At 50.1% G+C, this 17346-nt stretch carries 15 protein-coding genes and 1 tRNA gene; 8 read left to right on the forward strand and 8 right to left on the reverse strand.

Translation table 11 applies throughout. The annotated features are described in order from the left end of the window. Positions 1-52: 52 nt before the first annotated feature. Positions 53-2305 carry an AAA family ATPase gene (locus EA58_RS05510; RefSeq protein WP_036750033.1) on the reverse strand — a complete coding sequence of 751 codons (2253 nt, stop codon included), beginning with the start codon at positions 2303-2305 and terminating at the stop codon, positions 53-55. 103 nt (positions 2306-2408) lie between these two features. Between EA58_RS05510 and EA58_RS05515 the strand changes: the two genes are divergently transcribed. Then, positions 2409-3629, forward strand: coding sequence for a multifunctional CCA addition/repair protein (locus EA58_RS05515; RefSeq protein WP_036750035.1), 1221 nt, complete (start codon positions 2409-2411; stop codon positions 3627-3629). Positions 3630-3715: 86 nt separating this feature from the next. Here the strand turns inward: EA58_RS05515 and EA58_RS05520 are convergent, their stop codons facing one another. From EA58_RS05520 to folB, 3 genes are all read right to left on the reverse strand, one after another. Beyond that, positions 3716-4522, reverse strand: a complete 807-nt coding sequence (locus EA58_RS05520) for an undecaprenyl-diphosphate phosphatase (protein WP_036750038.1) — start codon at positions 4520-4522, stop codon at positions 3716-3718. Between the two features lie 105 nt (positions 4523-4627). Continuing rightward, positions 4628-5110: a 2-amino-4-hydroxy-6-hydroxymethyldihydropteridine diphosphokinase gene (gene folK / locus EA58_RS05525; RefSeq protein WP_036750040.1), complete on the reverse strand. Its 483-nt coding sequence runs from the start codon at positions 5108-5110 to the stop codon at positions 4628-4630. Continuing rightward, complete coding sequence (gene folB / locus EA58_RS05530) at positions 5103-5459, reverse strand: dihydroneopterin aldolase (protein WP_036750043.1); 357 nt, start codon at positions 5457-5459, stop codon at positions 5103-5105. Before folB ends, folK begins: the two co-directional genes overlap by 8 nt. A 255-nt stretch (positions 5460-5714) precedes the next feature. Between folB and plsY the strand changes: the two genes are divergently transcribed. Further along, the gene (gene plsY / locus EA58_RS05535; protein WP_036750046.1) at positions 5715-6323 is read left to right on the forward strand and encodes a glycerol-3-phosphate 1-O-acyltransferase PlsY; all 609 of its coding nucleotides are present in this window, start codon (positions 5715-5717) and stop codon (positions 6321-6323) included. A 55-nt stretch (positions 6324-6378) separates the two neighbouring features. On the opposite strand, the gene tsaD is transcribed toward plsY, so the two are convergent. Beyond that, positions 6379-7395: a tRNA (adenosine(37)-N6)-threonylcarbamoyltransferase complex transferase subunit TsaD gene (tsaD, locus tag EA58_RS05540; protein ID WP_036750049.1), complete on the reverse strand. Its 1017-nt coding sequence runs from the start codon at positions 7393-7395 to the stop codon at positions 6379-6381. 217 nt (positions 7396-7612) lie between these two features. On the opposite strand from tsaD, the gene rpsU reads away from it, so the two are divergent. The 6 genes from rpsU (at position 7613) to EA58_RS05570 (ending at position 13033) form a co-directional block, all read left to right on the forward strand. Then, a complete protein-coding gene (rpsU, locus tag EA58_RS05545; protein ID WP_002537656.1) occupies positions 7613-7828 on the forward strand; it encodes a 30S ribosomal protein S21 in 216 nt (71 codons plus the stop codon). A gap of 24 nt (positions 7829-7852) precedes the next feature. Further along, positions 7853-8296: a GatB/YqeY domain-containing protein gene (locus tag EA58_RS05550; RefSeq protein ID WP_036750057.1), complete on the forward strand. Its 444-nt coding sequence runs from the start codon at positions 7853-7855 to the stop codon at positions 8294-8296. A gap of 95 nt (positions 8297-8391) precedes the next feature. Then, positions 8392-10146, forward strand: coding sequence for a DNA primase (gene dnaG / locus EA58_RS05555; protein ID WP_036750059.1), 1755 nt, complete (start codon positions 8392-8394; stop codon positions 10144-10146). Between the two features lie 92 nt (positions 10147-10238). Continuing rightward, the gene (rpoD, locus tag EA58_RS05560; RefSeq protein ID WP_036750061.1) at positions 10239-12083 is read left to right on the forward strand and encodes an RNA polymerase sigma factor RpoD; all 1845 of its coding nucleotides are present in this window, start codon (positions 10239-10241) and stop codon (positions 12081-12083) included. Positions 12084-12302: 219 nt separating this feature from the next. Next, a tRNA-Ile gene (locus tag EA58_RS05565) sits at positions 12303-12378 on the forward strand. Positions 12379-12646: 268 nt separating this feature from the next. Next, positions 12647-13033 carry a hypothetical protein gene (locus EA58_RS05570; protein ID WP_036750063.1) on the forward strand — a complete coding sequence of 129 codons (387 nt, stop codon included), beginning with the start codon at positions 12647-12649 and terminating at the stop codon, positions 13031-13033. 600 nt (positions 13034-13633) lie between these two features. Here EA58_RS05570 and EA58_RS21965 read toward each other — a convergent pair. The 3 genes from EA58_RS21965 to EA58_RS05590 all read right to left on the reverse strand — a co-directional run bounded on the left by EA58_RS21965 (position 13634) and on the right by EA58_RS05590 (position 17141). Continuing rightward, the gene (locus EA58_RS21965; protein ID WP_235199563.1) at positions 13634-14947 is read right to left on the reverse strand and encodes a hypothetical protein; all 1314 of its coding nucleotides are present in this window, start codon (positions 14945-14947) and stop codon (positions 13634-13636) included. Beyond that, positions 14944-15468, reverse strand: a complete 525-nt coding sequence (locus EA58_RS05585) for a lipoprotein (RefSeq protein ID WP_036750068.1) — start codon at positions 15466-15468, stop codon at positions 14944-14946. Before EA58_RS05585 ends, EA58_RS21965 begins: the two co-directional genes overlap by 4 nt. Positions 15469-16124: 656 nt before the next feature. After that, positions 16125-17141, reverse strand: coding sequence for a porin (locus EA58_RS05590; protein WP_036750070.1), 1017 nt, complete (start codon positions 17139-17141; stop codon positions 16125-16127). Positions 17142-17346 lie beyond the last annotated feature (205 nt).

Raw genomic sequence — 17346 nt, forward strand, 5'->3', positions numbered from 1 at the left:
TTGGCTGCCATTTTTCTGTCTGCTGTCTGTCTGCGACAAATCGCTGACTGTTTTAGCCCGCAGGCCACTGTGACAGTGCCGCCATCTCAAACCGGGTGTTCTCAAAGTTCAGCACCACTTTCCGCGACTCAATCCGCTCCAGCGTTACCCCGGGGGCAATTTCATCCCCTTCATAAGCCTCGTGGCCATTCACTTTAATCCAGCGGCTATTTGCACTCGAAGAGTAGATATGGGTTTGCAGATCAATCACTGGCAGGCGTTTCTGCACTTGTCGTGGCAGGTCTGCGACCGTCAACATGTCTTCATCACTCACGGAAGCCAGCTGAGCAGCCCTGTCGGCGACCGCCTGTGCATCAATCAGGGAAGGTGTCTGCGAAGACGGCCTGTCTTCCTGATCTGTCGCTTCGATGGCCTGATGCAGACGGCTGGCCAGCTCCGGAGACAGGCCGGAGAGATCCAGCTTATCCAGATCCCAGCTATCCGGTTGCCGGCCCACAATATCGCCAGCCGGAGAAACTTCGTGAACGACCGACTCCGGCGACATTGGTTCCGTGACCGTCGCGGCGACATATCCGGCAGGAGTCAAATCAGGCAAGGCTTCCGTTGCCAGTCTGGGCATCGGCAAAAACGTCACCGGATACGGACTGTCCTCCGATCCTGCATCGGTCCGGTATTGCTGATATAGCGTTGGGCCAGGCAGCGCCAGCGCGGTATCCAGCACCATCAGGGTCATCGGCCCGGCAATCCCATCCGGATACAGCCCCTGGGCACGCTGAAAGCGACGAAGCTTATCCAGCACATGTTGATCAAACTGACGACTGGCCGCTCCCGGCTCGCCCAGCAGGCGATTGAGCTGCTGATCCAGCCAGGCAACCCGTGTGCCCTGCTGCCCGTAGCGAATACTGCTGCTTTCCCCCATGGGCGGCCGCCACATCAGGGTGTAGTCCTGCTGCCAATGAGTCTGTAACCATTCCCGGCTGACCCGAATCCGCTCGCCGCCCAGCATCAGCTCGGCTTCCCCCGGCCACAGCGCATAAAGCACGGCATAAAAGGTCTCGCCGCTCTCAACAGTCAAAGGAAGAACAGCGGGTCGGTTAATCAGGCTCAGTTGCGCCAGATCGCCCTTATTTTGCTGACAGGTCAGGCCGATTCGCTGGCTGCTGAGGCAGTTGGCCTGATTCGGAACCACGTCATAGCCCCAGAGCTGATACAGCGTCTGCATCGCCTCTCTTTCATCCGGCTGAAGCGCCAGTAACTGCTGCCAGCGCTGTGCCAACTCCGACTGTGCATCAGCCGCCTGCATTTCAGCAGACACGGGCGCAGATGACGGTTTCACGGCGACCACTGCCGGATCCTGAGGCGCAATCCCCAATTGCTCCCGGGCCAGCCAGCCGCCGCCGAAATAACCCGCCGCCACCAGCGACGGTGCGAGGATCCCGGCAATGACCCAGCCCAGTTTCATCTTGCCTGTTCTGCTGCTGGTCACAGGCTGAGGAACTGCCCAGCCCAGTGCCAGTTCACTGGCCTGTCTGATCTGTTCCGGCGTAATCTGATACCGGCTGTCCCGGCAAGCCATCTGCATCGCCTTATCACACACCAGATTGATTTGGCGGGGGATCCCGTGACAAGCCTTCGCAACGGCTTTCAGCGCTTGAGGCGTAAACACCGGATGAGCACAGCCGACTTGATCCAGCCGGAACCGGACATATGCTGCGACCTCGGCTTCGGTAAGCGGCAGCAGGTGATACCGGGAAGTAATCCGCTGGGCAAGCTGCCGTAGCCCCGGCTGTTGCAGCAGTTGTTGCAGTTCAGGCTGCCCCACCAGCACAACCTTCAGCAACTTTCGCTGATCCGTTTCCAGATTGGTCAGCAGCCGCAACTGCTCCAGCACATCCGGCAACAAATGCTGTGCTTCATCTACCAGCAGCAAAGTCTGCTTTCCGGCCAAATCGTTGGATTTCAGATGATCATAAAGCCGGTCGGTTAATCTCTTATAGCTGTCTTCCGGTGATGCCGGCAGCCCCAGCTCATCACAGATGCTTTCGAGCAGTTCATGGGCCGACAAAGCCGGGTTGAGCACCACTGCAACCTGGGTGTCATCACCCAGCTTTGAGAGCAGAGCACGCAGAACCGTGGTTTTGCCGGTGCCGACTTCACCGGTCAGCAGGCCAAACCCACCGCCGTCGGCCAGTCCGGCCAGCAAATGGTTGAGCGCTTCACGATGGCGATCACTGAGATAGAGAAACCGCGCACTGGGTACGATAGAAAACGGGGCTTCTGTCAGGCCAAAAAATGCCGTGTACATGTCTTCGTCCGGGATGAAGTAAAATAACTGAGATACATTAGCGTTCGTGACATCGATTGTATACCCTTCGGGGGCAAGACTGACAAAAGACAAGGAGACAAACGTGGAGATTTATCTGGTTGGTGGCGCTGTACGGGACAGGCTGTTAGGGCTCCCCGTGAAAGACAAAGACTGGGTTGTTGTCGGCACCACCCCACAGCAAATGCTGGATCAGGGTTTCAGCCAGGTAGGTAGTGATTTTCCCGTCTTTCTGCACCCGAAGACCAAAGAAGAATATGCACTGGCCCGGACTGAGCGAAAAGCGGGCAGAGGCTATACCGGTTTTACATGCTATGCCGCGCCGGATGTCACGCTGGAGCAGGATCTGATGCGCCGGGATCTGACCATCAACGCCATCGCCGAAGCAGAAGACGGTACGCTGATCGATCCCTACAACGGTCAGCATGATCTGGAAAAACGCCAGCTCCGCCACGTTTCTCCCGCCTTTGTGGAAGATCCGTTGCGAGTCCTGCGGGTCGCCCGCTTTGCTGCCCGGTTTGCCCCGCAAGGCTTTACCGTTGCACCGGAAACTCTGGCACTGATGCAGGAAATGGTTGCAGAAGGCGAACTCGAAGCCCTGACCCCGGAGCGGGTCTGGCAGGAATGGGAACGTGCGCTATCGACGGAGCGTCCGGATATCTTCCTGACCGTCCTTCGCCAGTGCGGTGCACTCGGTGTGGTGATGCCAGAAATTGATGCCCTGTTCGGCGTGCCACAGCCGGCCAAATGGCATCCGGAGATTGATACCGGGATTCATACCCTGATGGTGTCCTATCAGGCGGCTCTGCTGAGCAACGATCCGGTGATCCGCTTCTGTGCTCAGGTCCATGATCTCGGCAAAGCCCTGTCACCTGCGGCAGAACTGCCCAGCCATAAGCTGCACTGCCAGCTCGGACTGGATGTGATCCGCAACCTGTGCCAGCGGCTGAGAATTCCGAATCATTATCGTGATGCCGCATTGATGGTCTGTGCCCAGCACACCAAAGTGCACAAGGCGAATGAACTGCGGCCAGCCACCTTCATCAAGATATTTGACCAAATCGATGCCTGGCGGAAACCAGAGCGGGTGGCACAGCTGGCACTGTGCTGTCGGGCGGATGTTCGTGGCCGAACAGGTTTTGAGGACGATCCTTATCCGCAGGCGGACATACTACTGAACGTCTTTGCCGCCGCACAGGCGGTCGAAGTCAAGCCGATTGTTGACGCAGGCTACAAAGGGGCTGCCATCAAGGAACAACTGGCGAAGCGCCGCGCTGAAGCCGCAGCTCAGGTACTGGAACGATAACCCCGCTGTCTATCGCTATGCTCTATCTGACAACGGACAAAAAAGCCGGACCTAAGGCCCGGCTTCGTTTCATTCTGAACGACTGACTACTGCTGACTCATCAGGAAAGCAATCAAACCCGCGCCCAGCAGCAGACGATAAATCACAAATGGGAACATCCCCAATCGCGTCACCAGCTTCAGGAAAACGTGGATACAGGCATAGGCGCTGATAAACGAGACCGCCAGACCAATCCCCAGCCCGCCGAAATCGACCGGCGCTGTACTATCTGCCAGTTTCGTGCCCAGATAAGTGCCCGCGAGCACAATAATCGGAATCGACATTAAAAATGAAAACCGCGCCGCCGCTTCACGGGTAAAGCCCAGATACAATGCAGCGGTCATGGTGGCACCAGAGCGGGATGTCCCCGGGATCATCGCGGCAGCCTGCGCCAGACCAATATAGAGCGAGCGCTTCGGATCAGCCGCATATTCATCGATATTCTGTGGTGCCCGGCGATCCACCCACCAAAGCAACAAACCAAATACGATGGTCGTCACAGCAATCACCCAGGCAGAGCGCAGATAGTGCGCAATGATATCTGCCATAAAGAAACCAAAAACACAGGCAGGAATCGTCGCCAGCACAATCATCCAGGCGAGCGTGGCTTCCCGGCAACATTTGCCCGTGATGATTGAGTTCACCCAGGCGGACAATAATGAAACCACTTCTTTCCGGAAATAAAGCACGACGGCAGCCAGTGTGCCCACATGCACTGCGACATCAAATGCCAGTCCCTGATCGGCCCAGCCAAAGACCTGAGATGGCAAAATCAAGTGGGCTGAACTGGAGATCGGTAAAAACTCCGTCAGCCCCTGAATCAATGCCAACATGAATGCTTCAAAATGACTCATTGTTTTCCTTTACTCTTTGCGGTCTGCCGACCTTGTTACTTGAATTCGCCAACAAGTTGACCGCAGGATTCAGCGTCAGTTCCTGCGTGTGCGGCAAAATCGGGGTCAAATATCCATGATGACCGGCCTGAGCACCTGTGGCTGATCAAACGCCTGCCACAACTCTGCGACGGTTCTGCCATCACCCGGTACAACCCGCTGTGGGCAAAGCTCCATTAACGGCTGTAACACGAAAGCAAACTTATAAATATCATCACGAGGAACCACAGGCGACTGTGCGCGGATCAAATCCCCAAAGAGCAGCAGATCCAAATCCAGCGTCCGGCTCTGGTTCTTCTGCGCATTCGGCGAACGACCATATTGCAGTTCCAGTGTTTTCAACTGGGTTTGCAAGGCAGACGGCGACAAGTCCGTTTCGAATGCCACCACACAGTTGAAAAAATTCGGCCCTTCAAAACCAACCGGCTCGGCTTCATAAATGCGCGACACACGAAAACCGGTTCCCAGTTGTCTGAGTTCAGACACCGCTGCACGCACAGAGCGCTCCCGGTCGATATTGCTGCCGACACTGATGTAAACCTCAGTCACGGCATCCCCGTTGAATCACCACACCCACACCATGCGCATTCGGAACAGCACCCGGCTTGGTCACTTTGACCCGAATCCAGGGCACGTGAAATCGCGTCATGATCAGGCTGGCGACTTCTTCTGCGACGCGCTCGACCAGCAGAAAACGTCCCTGCTCCACAAACTCGGTGACCGCCTGACTGACTGCGGCATAATCCAGTGCCAGGGAAACATCGTCAGCTTTGGCCGCAGGCTGGTTGTCATGGGCCATTTCCAGATCCAACACCAGCTTTTGCTTAATTTCCTGTTCCCAATCGTACACGCCAATGGAGGCGATTACGTCAAGATGTTCGATAAATACTGAATCCATGTTCCATCGCTACTTTGTTGAGAGATAATTTACCTTAGAGGTCGGATACCCAATGTGAGCAAAAGTGCGTATTATCGGGACTGAAATGTCACTTTTGATGACTGAACGCGGGTTTCCCGTCGCAATCATACAGCGGGACCTCGCAAGTGGGGGCACTATACCACAGCTATCAGGAAGAATGTCATCAGAGGTGGTACGAGGTAATCACCCAATTTATCCGAACGACGATGCCGTCACGAATCAACAGGAGTCGCTATGACGCCACTGGTGTTGCTGATCATCATTGCCGCTTATTTACTGGGCTCGATCTCCAGTGCGGTGCTGATCTGCCGCCTGTTTCGCCTGCCGGATCCGCGTGACAGCGGTTCAGGCAACCCGGGGGCGACGAACGTGCTTCGACTCGGCGGCCGAGGCGCCGCTGCACTGGTGTTGGTGTGCGATATCCTCAAAGGGATGCTCCCGGTTTGGCTCAGCTATTTTTTAGGGATCAACCCGTTTTTACTGGGGATCATCGGTATCGCCGCCTGTCTGGGGCATATCTACCCAATCTTCTTTCATTTTCGGGGGGGAAAAGGTGTTGCCACTGCGCTGGGTGCGCTGGCTCCGATTGGCTGGGATCTCAGCGGCATGCTGATTATCACTTGGGTGATCGTGGCTGTGGTCGGTGGCTATTCCTCTCTGGCATCCATGATCACAGCACTCCTGGCTCCCATGTTTACCTGGTGGGTCAAGCCCCAATACACCATGCCGGTCGCCATGTTGTCCTGCCTGATTATTCTGCGTCATCACGAGAATATCCGCCGCTTACTCGATGGCAAGGAATATAAAATCTGGCATAAATTTAACCGCCAGTCGAAATCCTGAGTTCTCCTGGCGGTTCATGGGGTGTTCACGGCTCCGGGTGGTGCCGGTCACGGGTTCAGCGCAATGGCTTGAGGGTATCAATCGGCCAGCGTGGATGGGCTTTCACACCGAGATCCATGATTTCCTGATTTTTCAGACGCTGCATCCCCGCATACGCAATCATGGCACCGTTATCCGTACAGAACTCCGTCCGTGGATAGAACACTTCCCCGCCCAGACTTTCCATCAGTTTCGCCAGTTCAGCACGTAGGTGTTTGTTGGCACTAACCCCCCCTGCAATCACCAGACGCTTAAAGCCGGTTTCTTTGAGGGCACGCTTACATTTAATCGCCAGCGTATCGACCACAGCTTCCTGGAAAGCACAGGCAATATCCGCACGGGTCTGATCATCATCGTCATTGGCGCGAATCGTGTTCGCCGCAAAGGTCTTCAGACCGGAAAAGCTGAAATCCATCCCCGGACGATCTGTCATCGGACGCGGAAACGTAAAGCGACCCGGCGTGCCCTGATCAGCCAGTCTCGACAGCAGCGGACCGCCCGGATAATCCAGCCCCATCAGTTTCGCCGTTTTATCAAACGCTTCACCGGCAGCATCATCAATCGATTCACCCAGAATACGATATTCACCGATGCCCTTCACTTCCACCATCATGGTGTGGCCGCCAGACACCAGTAGTGCCACAAACGGAAATTCAGGCGGGTTCTCTTCCAGCATCGGTGCCAGCAGGTGGCCTTCCATATGATGAACCGCAACGGCAGGCAAATTCCAGGCATAGGCCAGGCTGCGGCCAATGGTCGCACCAACCAACAGCGCGCCCACCAGACCCGGGCCGGCAGTATAAGCCACACCATCAAGATCAGACGGTGTCAGACCGGCATCCGCCAGCGCCTGTTTCACCAGCGGAATCGTCTTTTTGACATGGTCCCTTGAGGCCAGCTCAGGCACAACACCGCCATAATCGGCGTGCAGCTTGACTTGGCTGTACAACTCATGAGCCAGCAGGCCTTTCTCATCATCGTAAATCGCCACGCCTGTCTCATCACAGGACGTTTCGATGCCCAGGATACGCATATCAACCTCTATACTTATATATACTTACTAACGAAAGCCGTTAGCCGGTGCGGAACGTCGGAGGGGCATGTTACCGCTGTTGACAGAATTTCACCAGTTCTGACTCGCAGAATACTTTACAAATGGCCCCGGATCAGATTAGAATTTCGCACCATTTTTAATCAGCTGATAATTTAGATCATCAGCGTTAACCGAATCACTCTGAGGTGAGTATTACATGCCAGTAGTCAAAGTACGTGAAAACGAACCGTTCGACGTCGCTCTGCGTCGTTTCAAGCGCTCTTGCGAAAAAGCAGGTATCCTTTCTGAAGTTCGTCGTCGTGAGCACTTCGAAAAGCCAACAACTGTACGTAAGCGCGCGAAAGCAGCGGCAGTTAAGCGTCACCTGAAAAAATTGGCTCGCGAAAACGCACGTCGCGTTCGTCTGTACTAATTTACAGAGAACAAGGACAGCGTAATGACCCTGATCGAAAGTATTAAGAACGAACAGAAAGCCGCCATGAAGGCGAAGGATAAAGCCCGTTTGGGTGCTATCCGCCTGGTTCTGGCTGCTATCAAACAGCGTGAAGTCGACGAGAAGATCACTCTGACCGACGACGACATCGTCGCAGTACTGACGAAAATGGTAAAACAGCGTCGTGACTCTGTAGCTCAGTATGAGACTGCAGGCCGTCAAGATCTGGCTGATGTCGAACTTGCTGAAATTTCCGTGCTGGAAGAATTTATGCCTCAACCACTGAGCGATGACGAAGTTGCCGCCCTGTTGGATGAAGCCATTGCCAGCACCGGTGCCAGCAGTATGCAAGACATGGGCAAACTGATGGCTGTGCTCAAACCACAGCTTCAGGGTCGTGCCGATATGGGGAAAGTTAGCCAACTGGTGAAAGCCAAGCTCGGTTAATACTACCCCAGCTCTACAGCAAGCCGTGCTATCCTCCATGGAATGCGCGGCTTGTTTGTATCTCTCCCGAACAAATTTCAGGTAACACTCATTGTATGGCTGGCAAAATTCCCCGTTCGTTTATTGACGATCTCATCGCACGACATGACATTGTTGATGTCATTGATGCGCGAGTGAAACTCAAAAAACAGGGTAAAAACTACGGTGCCTGTTGTCCGTTCCACAATGAGAAAACCCCTTCTTTTTCTGTCAGCCCAGACAAACAGTTCTATTATTGCTTCGGTTGTGGTGCCAAAGGGAACGTCCTTGACTTCGTCATGGAGTTTGACCGTCTCGATTTTGTCGAAGCTATCGAAGATCTGGCGTCGCAGCTCGGCCTTGAAGTCCCCCGTGAACAGGGCAGTGGTCAGAGTCCGGCGAAACGACAGGAAAAACAAAGTCTTTATGACCTGATGGGTCAGGTCGCCCAATACTATCAGTCCCAGCTTCGTCAGCACGAAGCGCAGGTTGCCATTGACTACCTGAAAGGGCGTGGCCTGTCGGGCGAAATCGTCAAACAGTTTGGTATTGGCTATATTCCGGATCAGTGGGACCTGGTTCGCCAGCGCTTCGGGCGTACCGAGCAGGCCCAGAAAGATCTGGTCAACGCCGGCATGCTGATTGAAAACGATCAGGGCCGACGTTACGACCGCTTCCGCGGCCGGATCATGTTTCCGATCCACGATCGTCGTGGCCGGGTGATCGGTTTTGGTGGCCGGGTTCTGGGTGACGGGACACCCAAGTATCTGAACTCGCCAGAAACACCGATTTTCCATAAAGGGCGTGAGCTCTATGGTCTGTATCAGGTGATGCAGACTTACCGGGAACCGGAGCGAATTCTCGTCGTCGAGGGTTATATGGATGTGGTCGCACTGGCGCAGTATGGTGTCGACTATGCGGTGGCTTCACTGGGCACGTCAACCACAGGCGATCACATTCAGAATTTGTTCCGGCAAACCGGCACCGTGGTCTGTTGTTATGACGGTGACCGTGCCGGACGGGATGCCGCCTGGCGAGCGATGGAGCAGGCACTGCCCTATCTCTCTGACGGCCGCCAGCTGAAATTTATGTTCCTGCCCGATGGCGAAGATCCGGACAGCTACATTCGCCAATACGGAAAGGAAGCATTTGAGCAGCAAATCAGTGAAGCGATGACGCTGTCTGATTTCCTGTTCTCAACGCTGTTACAGCAGGTAGACACCAGCAGCCGGGAAGGCAAAGCCAAGCTCAGTACGCTGGCAGTACCTCTCATCGACAAGGTCCCGGGCGGTACCCTGCGGCTATACTTAAGGAAAGTTCTGGGTCAAAGACTCGGTCTTCCGGATGAGGAACAGCTCAGGCAACTCATCAGCGAACACGGCGAGAACAAACCGGTTCGCATCGCGCAGCCTGCAATCAAGCGAACCCCGATGCGGGTTGCGATTGCCCTGCTGCTGCAAAACCCGGGCTTTGCCTCTGAGCTGGAGCTGAATACCGGGGATTTTGTCGGCATTGAATTGGCCGGCCTAAAATTATTACTGACAATAGTTGATAAATGTCGACTTCGTCCCAATATCACTACTGGACAGTTACTTGAAGATTGGCGAGAGACGGAACAAGAAAACCTGATGGCGCGGCTCGCCACCTGGGACATTCCTCTCGGCAACGACGAAAGCAGTTTACATACTGTTTTTTTTGACGCGATGGATAAAGTTATCGATCAGTGCGTCACCCAACAAATTGAGAAGTTGCAGGCTAAATCGAACACCGTCGGCTTATCAGTCGAAGAGAAGCGGGAGCTACAGCTGTTGCTGTTGAATCGCCCCGACTAAAAAGTAGTCAACAATTCTGACATTTGTTATAATTACTGGTTTGCATTTCTGCATTCTTTTTTCTCACTCAGACCCTAAGTTGGATATCGTCTATGGAGCAAAATCCGCAGTCACAGCTAAAGTTGCTTGTTGCCAAGGGCAAAGAGCAAGGCTATCTGACCTATGCCGAAGTTAATGACCACCTGCCAGAAGACATTGTTGACTCTGATCAGGTTGAAGACATTATTCAGATGATCAACGACATGGGTATTAAGGTGGTGGAAACCGCCCCTGATGCCGATGAACTCATGATGACTGAAGATAATGCCGACGAAGACGCCATTGAAGCGGCGGCTCAGGCATTATCGAGCGTAGAAAGTGAAATTGGCCGTACCACCGACCCTGTTCGCATGTACATGCGCGAAATGGGGACAGTTGAGCTGCTGACCCGCGAAGGCGAAATTGACATCGCCAAGCGTATCGAAGATGGTATCAATCAGGTTCAGTGTTCTGTTGCTGAGTACCCGTCTGCCATCTCGCACCTGCTGGAGCAGTTTGATAAGGTCGAAGCAGAAGAACTGCGCCTGACTGATATCATTTCAGGCTTCGTGGATCCAAACGAAGAAGAGACGACCGCACCGACAGCGACGCACATCGGCTCTGAGCTCAGCGAATCCGATCTGGAAGATGAAGATAAAGATCTGGAAGACGACGATAGCGACGACTCCAGCGACGAAGACGACGGCAGCATCGATCCGGAAGTCGCACGCGAGAAGTTCATGGAACTGCGTGTCTCTTATGAGCGCATGGCTGCCGCCATCAACAAAAATGGCCGTCATCATGCAGATACCGAAGTCGCCATTGAAGAACTCTCTGAAATCTTCAAACAATTCCGTCTGATCCCAAAACAGTTTGACCGCCTGGTCAGCTCACTACGCGATTCTATGGATAAAGTGCGCACGAACGAGCGCCTGATCATGCGTATGTGTGTCGACAACAGTAAGATGCCGAAGAAAACCTTCGTTCAACTGTTCAGCGGTAATGAATCTTCTTCTGCGTGGATTGACGAGGCACTGAACTCCGGCAAGCCTTATGCTGATCGCCTGAAAAACTACGAAGAAGATCTTCGTCGCGCAACCACCAAACTGCGTATGCTGGAAGACGAAACCGGCCTGTCGATTGAGCGTATCAAAGACATCAGCCGTCGTATGTCGATTGGTGAAGCCAAGGCCCGTCGCGCCAAGAAAGAAATGGTTGAGGCGAACCTGCGTCTGGTGATTTCGATTGCCAAGAAATACACCAACCGTGGCCTGCAATTCCTGGATTTGATTCAGGAAGGGAACATCGGTCTGATGAAAGCAGTCGACAAGTTCGAATACCGCCGTGGTTATAAGTTCTCGACGTACGCCACCTGGTGGATCCGTCAGGCAATCACTCGTTCGATTGCAGACCAGGCACGGACCATCCGTATCCCGGTTCATATGATCGAAACCATCAACAAACTGAACCGCATCTCTCGTCAGATGCTGCAGGAGATGGGCCGTGAACCACTGCCGGAAGAACTGGCTGAACGCATGCAAATGCCGGAAGACAAGATCCGCAAAGTGCTGAAGATTGCCAAAGAGCCAATCTCGATGGAAACCCCAATCGGTGATGATGAAGATTCACATCTGGGCGACTTCATCGAAGATACCACGCTGCAACTGCCGATGGACTCTGCCACCGCAACTAACCTGCGTATGGCAACCAACGAAGTGCTGGCTGGCCTGACACCGCGTGAAGCGAAGGTTCTGCGGATGCGTTTTGGTATCGACATGAACACGGATCACACCCTGGAAGAAGTCGGCAAACAGTTCGACGTCACCCGAGAACGTATCCGTCAGATTGAAGCCAAAGCCCTGCGTAAACTGCGTCACCCAAGCCGTTCCGACGTGCTGCGCAGCTTCCTGGACGAGTAAGCCGAGTCTTTCCCCACCGGAAATTGACACCAAAAAGTAAGACGACAAAGCGGGCCCATTCAGCCCGCTTTTTCTTGGCTTACAGCACAGCGTGACCTGTCTCACAACCCTTGCCACACAAGGGCTGAGTGATGTTTTAACTGCCTAAGAAACAAGCGAAACCTCCAACAGCTCAGGTGGACATTACTCTACCCTTCCCATATAATCACCTGCACATTTGGCCCCTTAGCTCAGTGGTTAGAGCAGGCGACTCATAATCGCTTGGTCCCCAGTTCAAGTCTGGGAGGGGCCACCAGATACAGAGAAGCCGGAACAGTAAAAGCTGCTCCGGCTTTTTGCTTTTCTAAGTTCGGCAAGCACATTTCAATGGGTTTCGGCCAATCGTTGTTGCGTACACACGATTGAATCGACTGGGGCAACATCTGAATTTTTAGCCAATTACATTCACCACCTGCGCTCGCATCACAAATCTATCAAAGAGCTGAATTAAAATGAGTCAAGGGGTTTTATTCATTAAATAATTCATAAATAATCTTCTTTCATTTTTCAAAAAAGGATTTTATATGTTTGGTTTTTTCAAAAAAAGAAAGAAGAAAGAATCCCCTCAAAGTGAAGCTAAAAACAATAACTTTTTCGTGATCGCTCAGGCTATAAGAAAATCTGAACCTGCCGTTCAAATAGCTGTCGGTGATTCAATCAGATTAGCTCAATCAATGTTTAAAGTGTCCTTCCCGAGTCGATCTTTTTTTCAAGATTTACCTTTAAATGAGAAAGTAGATTATTTAGATAAATTAGTCAGCTTCGAAAACGCATTAAATGAGAAAGGTGACAAAATTTCTGCTTTTGGTTTTATTTTATTTCGATTATGGCTTGTCGCCCTGATTGATACAGATAGTGATGCGTTCAGTGCCATAAATGAAGAACTAGAATACCTCTGTAAAAAAAAGTGAAGCCGTTTCAGGCGTCATTGTATCGAGATGTGTCGCTTCAGTACGCATTCAATACGCACCTTTGCAGTCTAAAGTAATTCTTCGAGAACTGTTTTAGGCTGCCTGAACTCAGTCATTTTCTTCGCCTGAGCAATCTATTAAAATTTCCATTGCGTCCCGCGCCCAAGATAATTGAAGATGGGCACACGGCTAACTCTCGTTTTTCTAATCATCTGTTTATCTCGGCAGTAACGCTTGTGGCCCTATCACATGTATTTATATAGCCGAGCGCCTTACACTTAATATTGAGTGATATGTTGATATGTAAATCTATCCGTTTAATAGTGGTATCAGGCTTGTTCATAACTCCAGCCCAATACCATCGAATATATTCATGCTTAAAGACATGCTCCGTCATAGGTAACTTTTCCTGTGTCCTTAATCAGACCAGTCATCGACCTCGTCAGCGTTTCACTTCAACTCTCAGAGTGGATTAAACGGTGAACATTCACTCGCTCAGATATCACGATTGCGAATAACCTCCTGCAAGAATCGCTGAAACCTGAAATGTTTGACCTTTAGTCAGTTACAGAGAGCACACGGTAAATTTGTTAATCTCAGTTAGTTTACAGAAACCGAATATTTATCTCCGTCTTTTCTAAGGGTGACACTGACCATAATCTCGGGGTTGCTATTTCCTGAAGTGCCTTCAGCTGGCCCTAATACCTTTTTTTGGGTAATGATATTTGCGGTTGTTGCATTGGAAATCTGAATAACTGCTTCTCGACCTTCAGCTCTAGAGAAATTATTCACGCCAAAACGATATGTTCCTAACTGAAACTTAGTGTCCTCACAGTCTACATAGTAATGCTCTGGCCCATCCGCGGAGGTGTTATCCACATCCAAATTCCCAGAATTTCCTATTTTACTGTTGTAATAAACTTGTTGATTATCAGGTTCAAAAGTATGTAAATCAACATCACCGCTCCCATTCCATGTCAATGTTGCAGTAAAAAGCCCTTGAGTTGCAGTTGCTATTGGCGTTTGAAGTTCTCCCATAAGTTCATTGAATTGAGTCTCAATGATATTGTATGTGTCTAATCTTTTATTAAGATATGTTTTTGCAAACGTGTGTCCACTAGAATCCGATTTTAGATGGCTGGCAGGAAGTATTACATTATTTTCGGCAACATGGCCAGACGCCCTAAGTGAATTGATGACAATATCTATATCCGCCAGAACATAGGGGCCATTTAGCGTTACAGATGCTGGAGCTATATGTAAAACCTTTACATTACTAGAGTCATAATTTTCTTGAGATAACGTTGTTGAATAAGCTTGGTTTACGAAAAGGTTACCTTGGCTATGCGCAACGTAGAGTAGCTTTGCACCATGTGATGTTAATGTTGTAATGCGCGTATTGTGCTTTTCATAGTCACTCAACGTTGGGGGATGACTAAATAAATCTGTTACCAGAGCTAAGGTTTCACTAGCGATTTCATCATAAAGATTTTCTACTGCGATAAGTAATGCGTCCGTAGGAAAGCTCACAACAGACCTTACTTTCCCTAGAAAACCATCAGAACTTGACCAAACTGTAGACAAAAGTACATCGTACCTTTCGCCTAAGCTTGGATCGATTTCTTCAGCTCGTTGCGCAAATACTTCAGCTAAATCCTGAAATCTTGTCGCATTTACTTCACTACCTGTATTGTTATAAAAAAGTTCGTAATTAACCTTCTCACCATTAAAAGTACTACCAGCCATTTTTTGAAAAAGAGCGAGACTTGCAGTTGCTCCATCTGGAGTATTCCAAACACCATTGAAAAAACCGACAACGTACTCGTCAGTCGAACAAACATTTTCTGAAGATGCATTCATTGAACTTAGTAATGTGGTAGTCGCTAGACATATCGCGATTAATGGCTTTTTCATTGACAGTCTTCCTCTGATGGAAGACGATAAACAGAGCCACTATAAGCATCATCTAGTTTTTGACCTTGTTCGTATCGCTGCTTTGTATTTCGAGTGAATCCAACCATCTGATTAACAAATGCATAAGCTTCTTGACCATCTTCAAACTGGTAAATAACACATGAAACTTGGAATAGGCTTTTTTCTACCGAGTTCTTAACAGCCTGTTCATCGGATATATCAACACTCATGGTTTTTTGGACTGCTTTTGCATATTTTAAAAGTGCTTTTTTATTTTCTTGTGGCTGATCAAGGTTAGATATATAACGTTGAATATCATCTCTTACCCCATCTGCATCATCATCGATGCCTAGCATACTGTCTGTTTCATCCAGCGCAGGCATTTGGCCACTACTCTCCAGTTGTTTCATTACAGAGGCATAAGAGTTTTTTTTATCAATAACATCATGACTTGAATCACTGTCATTACATCCTGCAACGGCCAAAGCTGCCAAGGCAGTTACAAAATATCTTTTCATCATTTAAACCTCTTTCCTTTACGATTACGATTACGATTCAACTTGAACCAGAATATGAACTACGCTATATCAAGCACCAGCTGAACAAAAAATCACCTTGTCATATAAAACGCATAAATGCACCAAGGCGCATAACGGTGCGTTATCATACTTATCTCGCAGGTGATTAATATGTCGAAATTTTAAAAATTTGAACTAAGCCAAAAAATAAGGGCATCTCAGAGTAATACTAATAAAAATTTCAAATTATCAAGCATCGAATATAATCGTAAATCTACTGCAGATATTTAAAGCTCTGGTTAAAATTCAATCTATTGAAATATAGTTTTATTTTACGAATGACTATCTGGACGAGTTCATCATCCACGATACAAATATCATCATTAGCAGCGACTTCTTCATACACAAAAAGTCAGGCACCGATGACCATAGCTACCAATGCTGGATTTTTACTTCGTTTATAGGTCAAAATGCAAGTATCAATGTTCGTTTTTTGCTCATCGATTTAAACCAGCCAACAATATTTTCTCCAGCCACTTCATCTCCACAATAAATTGGTAGACCTCTTTATTCATGGAAGCAATCAAGTCTTCAATTCAATTGAAAAAAGCGCTGCAGGTTTCCCCGCAGCGCTGATTTGAATGGTTTGGTCGAATCGATTACAGGTAGTAACGCATCCCGAAAATCCACATATCGTCTTCAGGGACGTTAATGTCGTTGCCGAGGTCAAACTGATAACCGGCAAATCCGACAAAGCTTGGCGTAAAATTATATTCCGCCTGTAACGCCATCTGACTGAAGATGGTGTCGTTATTCTTGTCGTCTTCGACCGACTCATAGTTCACGCTCAGGTTGAGGCTGCTGGGTAATGCGTACGCCAACAAACCTTCAATTGCGATCGACTCTTCCAACCCATTGTTCATGTACTCGTTCATCGCGTACACCACAGCAACATACAAACCATCGCCGTAGGTGCCGTAATTGGCACTGAACATATGTGAGAGTGCTGTATCATCCAGAGTTGCCGTTTTCACATCACCGGTGTTGTACGCATAGTTCAGGCCAAAACCCATGATGGAATAGTTCAGCGCAATCTGAAAACGATCATCATACTCTGCTGGGATTTCATTCGTTGTCAGCGTTTCCCCGGTTGTTGTTCCCTGCCAGCCCAGACCAAACGAGAACGTACCGGCCTCATTCAGACTGTAAGTATTTCGGTAGGAGATCATTCTCTCAGCCCTGGCAGTCCCCAGCGGACCCTGATCGTCGTACAGGAAGTCGTTCGCAAAAGCGATAGGTAAATCAGCAATGCCGGCGCCATCATAGTAAGGCGACCATTGCGTTCCGACCACACCGCGGCCATATGATTTATGAGTCACCCCAATGTAACCCAGACGGGTGGTAAAGGTTTCTTCACCACCTTCCAGATAATTCAAGGCCCACTCACCTTTGGCATCAGCAACAAAACCATTTCCAATATCCTGTGCCGCACTCACGTTGATTCGTGGGGACACTTGTTTCACTTCAGTTTCACCTTCCTCAGAACCGCCAAGACCAACAGAAACATGACCACCGACGGAAAACGTGGTATCTCCCTCGTTGTATAAATCGACTGCGACTGCCTGAGATCCATAGAATGCAGCTGCCACTGCAATTGCCAAGTGCTTTTTATTCATATCATCTTTCCATCTTTTGTTGTGTTCTTATGCGCCGGTACACAGCGTTATGACAAAAATGTGAACATTCGAAGAGCATTGATAGCGTAGTTAAGGAATGACATAAACGCATAAAATAACGACAAAAAATTTATGCAAAATCCGTGTTATATCCCATTTAAAACCAAATCAGTCGAGGGAAATTCCCATGAGGTATTTTTTTGAT

The sequence above is a fragment of the Photobacterium galatheae genome, assembly GCF_000695255.1.
Lineage (GTDB): Bacteria > Pseudomonadota > Gammaproteobacteria > Enterobacterales > Vibrionaceae > Photobacterium > Photobacterium galatheae.

Bases quoted from the DNA above. Each gene is read 5' to 3' on its own strand.
- EA58_RS05510 (WP_036750033.1), bottom strand. From the start codon at position 2,305: ATGTACACGGCATTTTTTGGCCTGACAGAAGCCCCGTTTTCTATCGTA.
- EA58_RS05520 (WP_036750038.1), bottom strand. From the start codon at position 4,522: ATGAGTCATTTTGAAGCATTCATGTTGGCATTGATTCAGGGGCTGACG.
- folB (WP_036750043.1), bottom strand. From the start codon at position 5,459: ATGGATTCAGTATTTATCGAACATCTTGACGTAATCGCCTCCATTGGC.
- plsY (WP_036750046.1), top strand. From the start codon at position 5,715: ATGACGCCACTGGTGTTGCTGATCATCATTGCCGCTTATTTACTGGGC.
- tsaD (WP_036750049.1), bottom strand. From the start codon at position 7,395: ATGCGTATCCTGGGCATCGAAACGTCCTGTGATGAGACAGGCGTGGCG.
- rpsU (WP_002537656.1), top strand. From the start codon at position 7,613: ATGCCAGTAGTCAAAGTACGTGAAAACGAACCGTTCGACGTCGCTCTG.
- EA58_RS05550 (WP_036750057.1), top strand. From the start codon at position 7,853: ATGACCCTGATCGAAAGTATTAAGAACGAACAGAAAGCCGCCATGAAG.
- dnaG (WP_036750059.1), top strand. From the start codon at position 8,392: ATGGCTGGCAAAATTCCCCGTTCGTTTATTGACGATCTCATCGCACGA.
- rpoD (WP_036750061.1), top strand. From the start codon at position 10,239: ATGGAGCAAAATCCGCAGTCACAGCTAAAGTTGCTTGTTGCCAAGGGC.
- EA58_RS05570 (WP_036750063.1), top strand. From the start codon at position 12,647: ATGTTTGGTTTTTTCAAAAAAAGAAAGAAGAAAGAATCCCCTCAAAGT.
- EA58_RS21965 (WP_235199563.1), bottom strand. From the start codon at position 14,947: ATGAAAAAGCCATTAATCGCGATATGTCTAGCGACTACCACATTACTA.
- EA58_RS05585 (WP_036750068.1), bottom strand. From the start codon at position 15,468: ATGATGAAAAGATATTTTGTAACTGCCTTGGCAGCTTTGGCCGTTGCA.
- EA58_RS05590 (WP_036750070.1), bottom strand. From the start codon at position 17,141: ATGAATAAAAAGCACTTGGCAATTGCAGTGGCAGCTGCATTCTATGGA.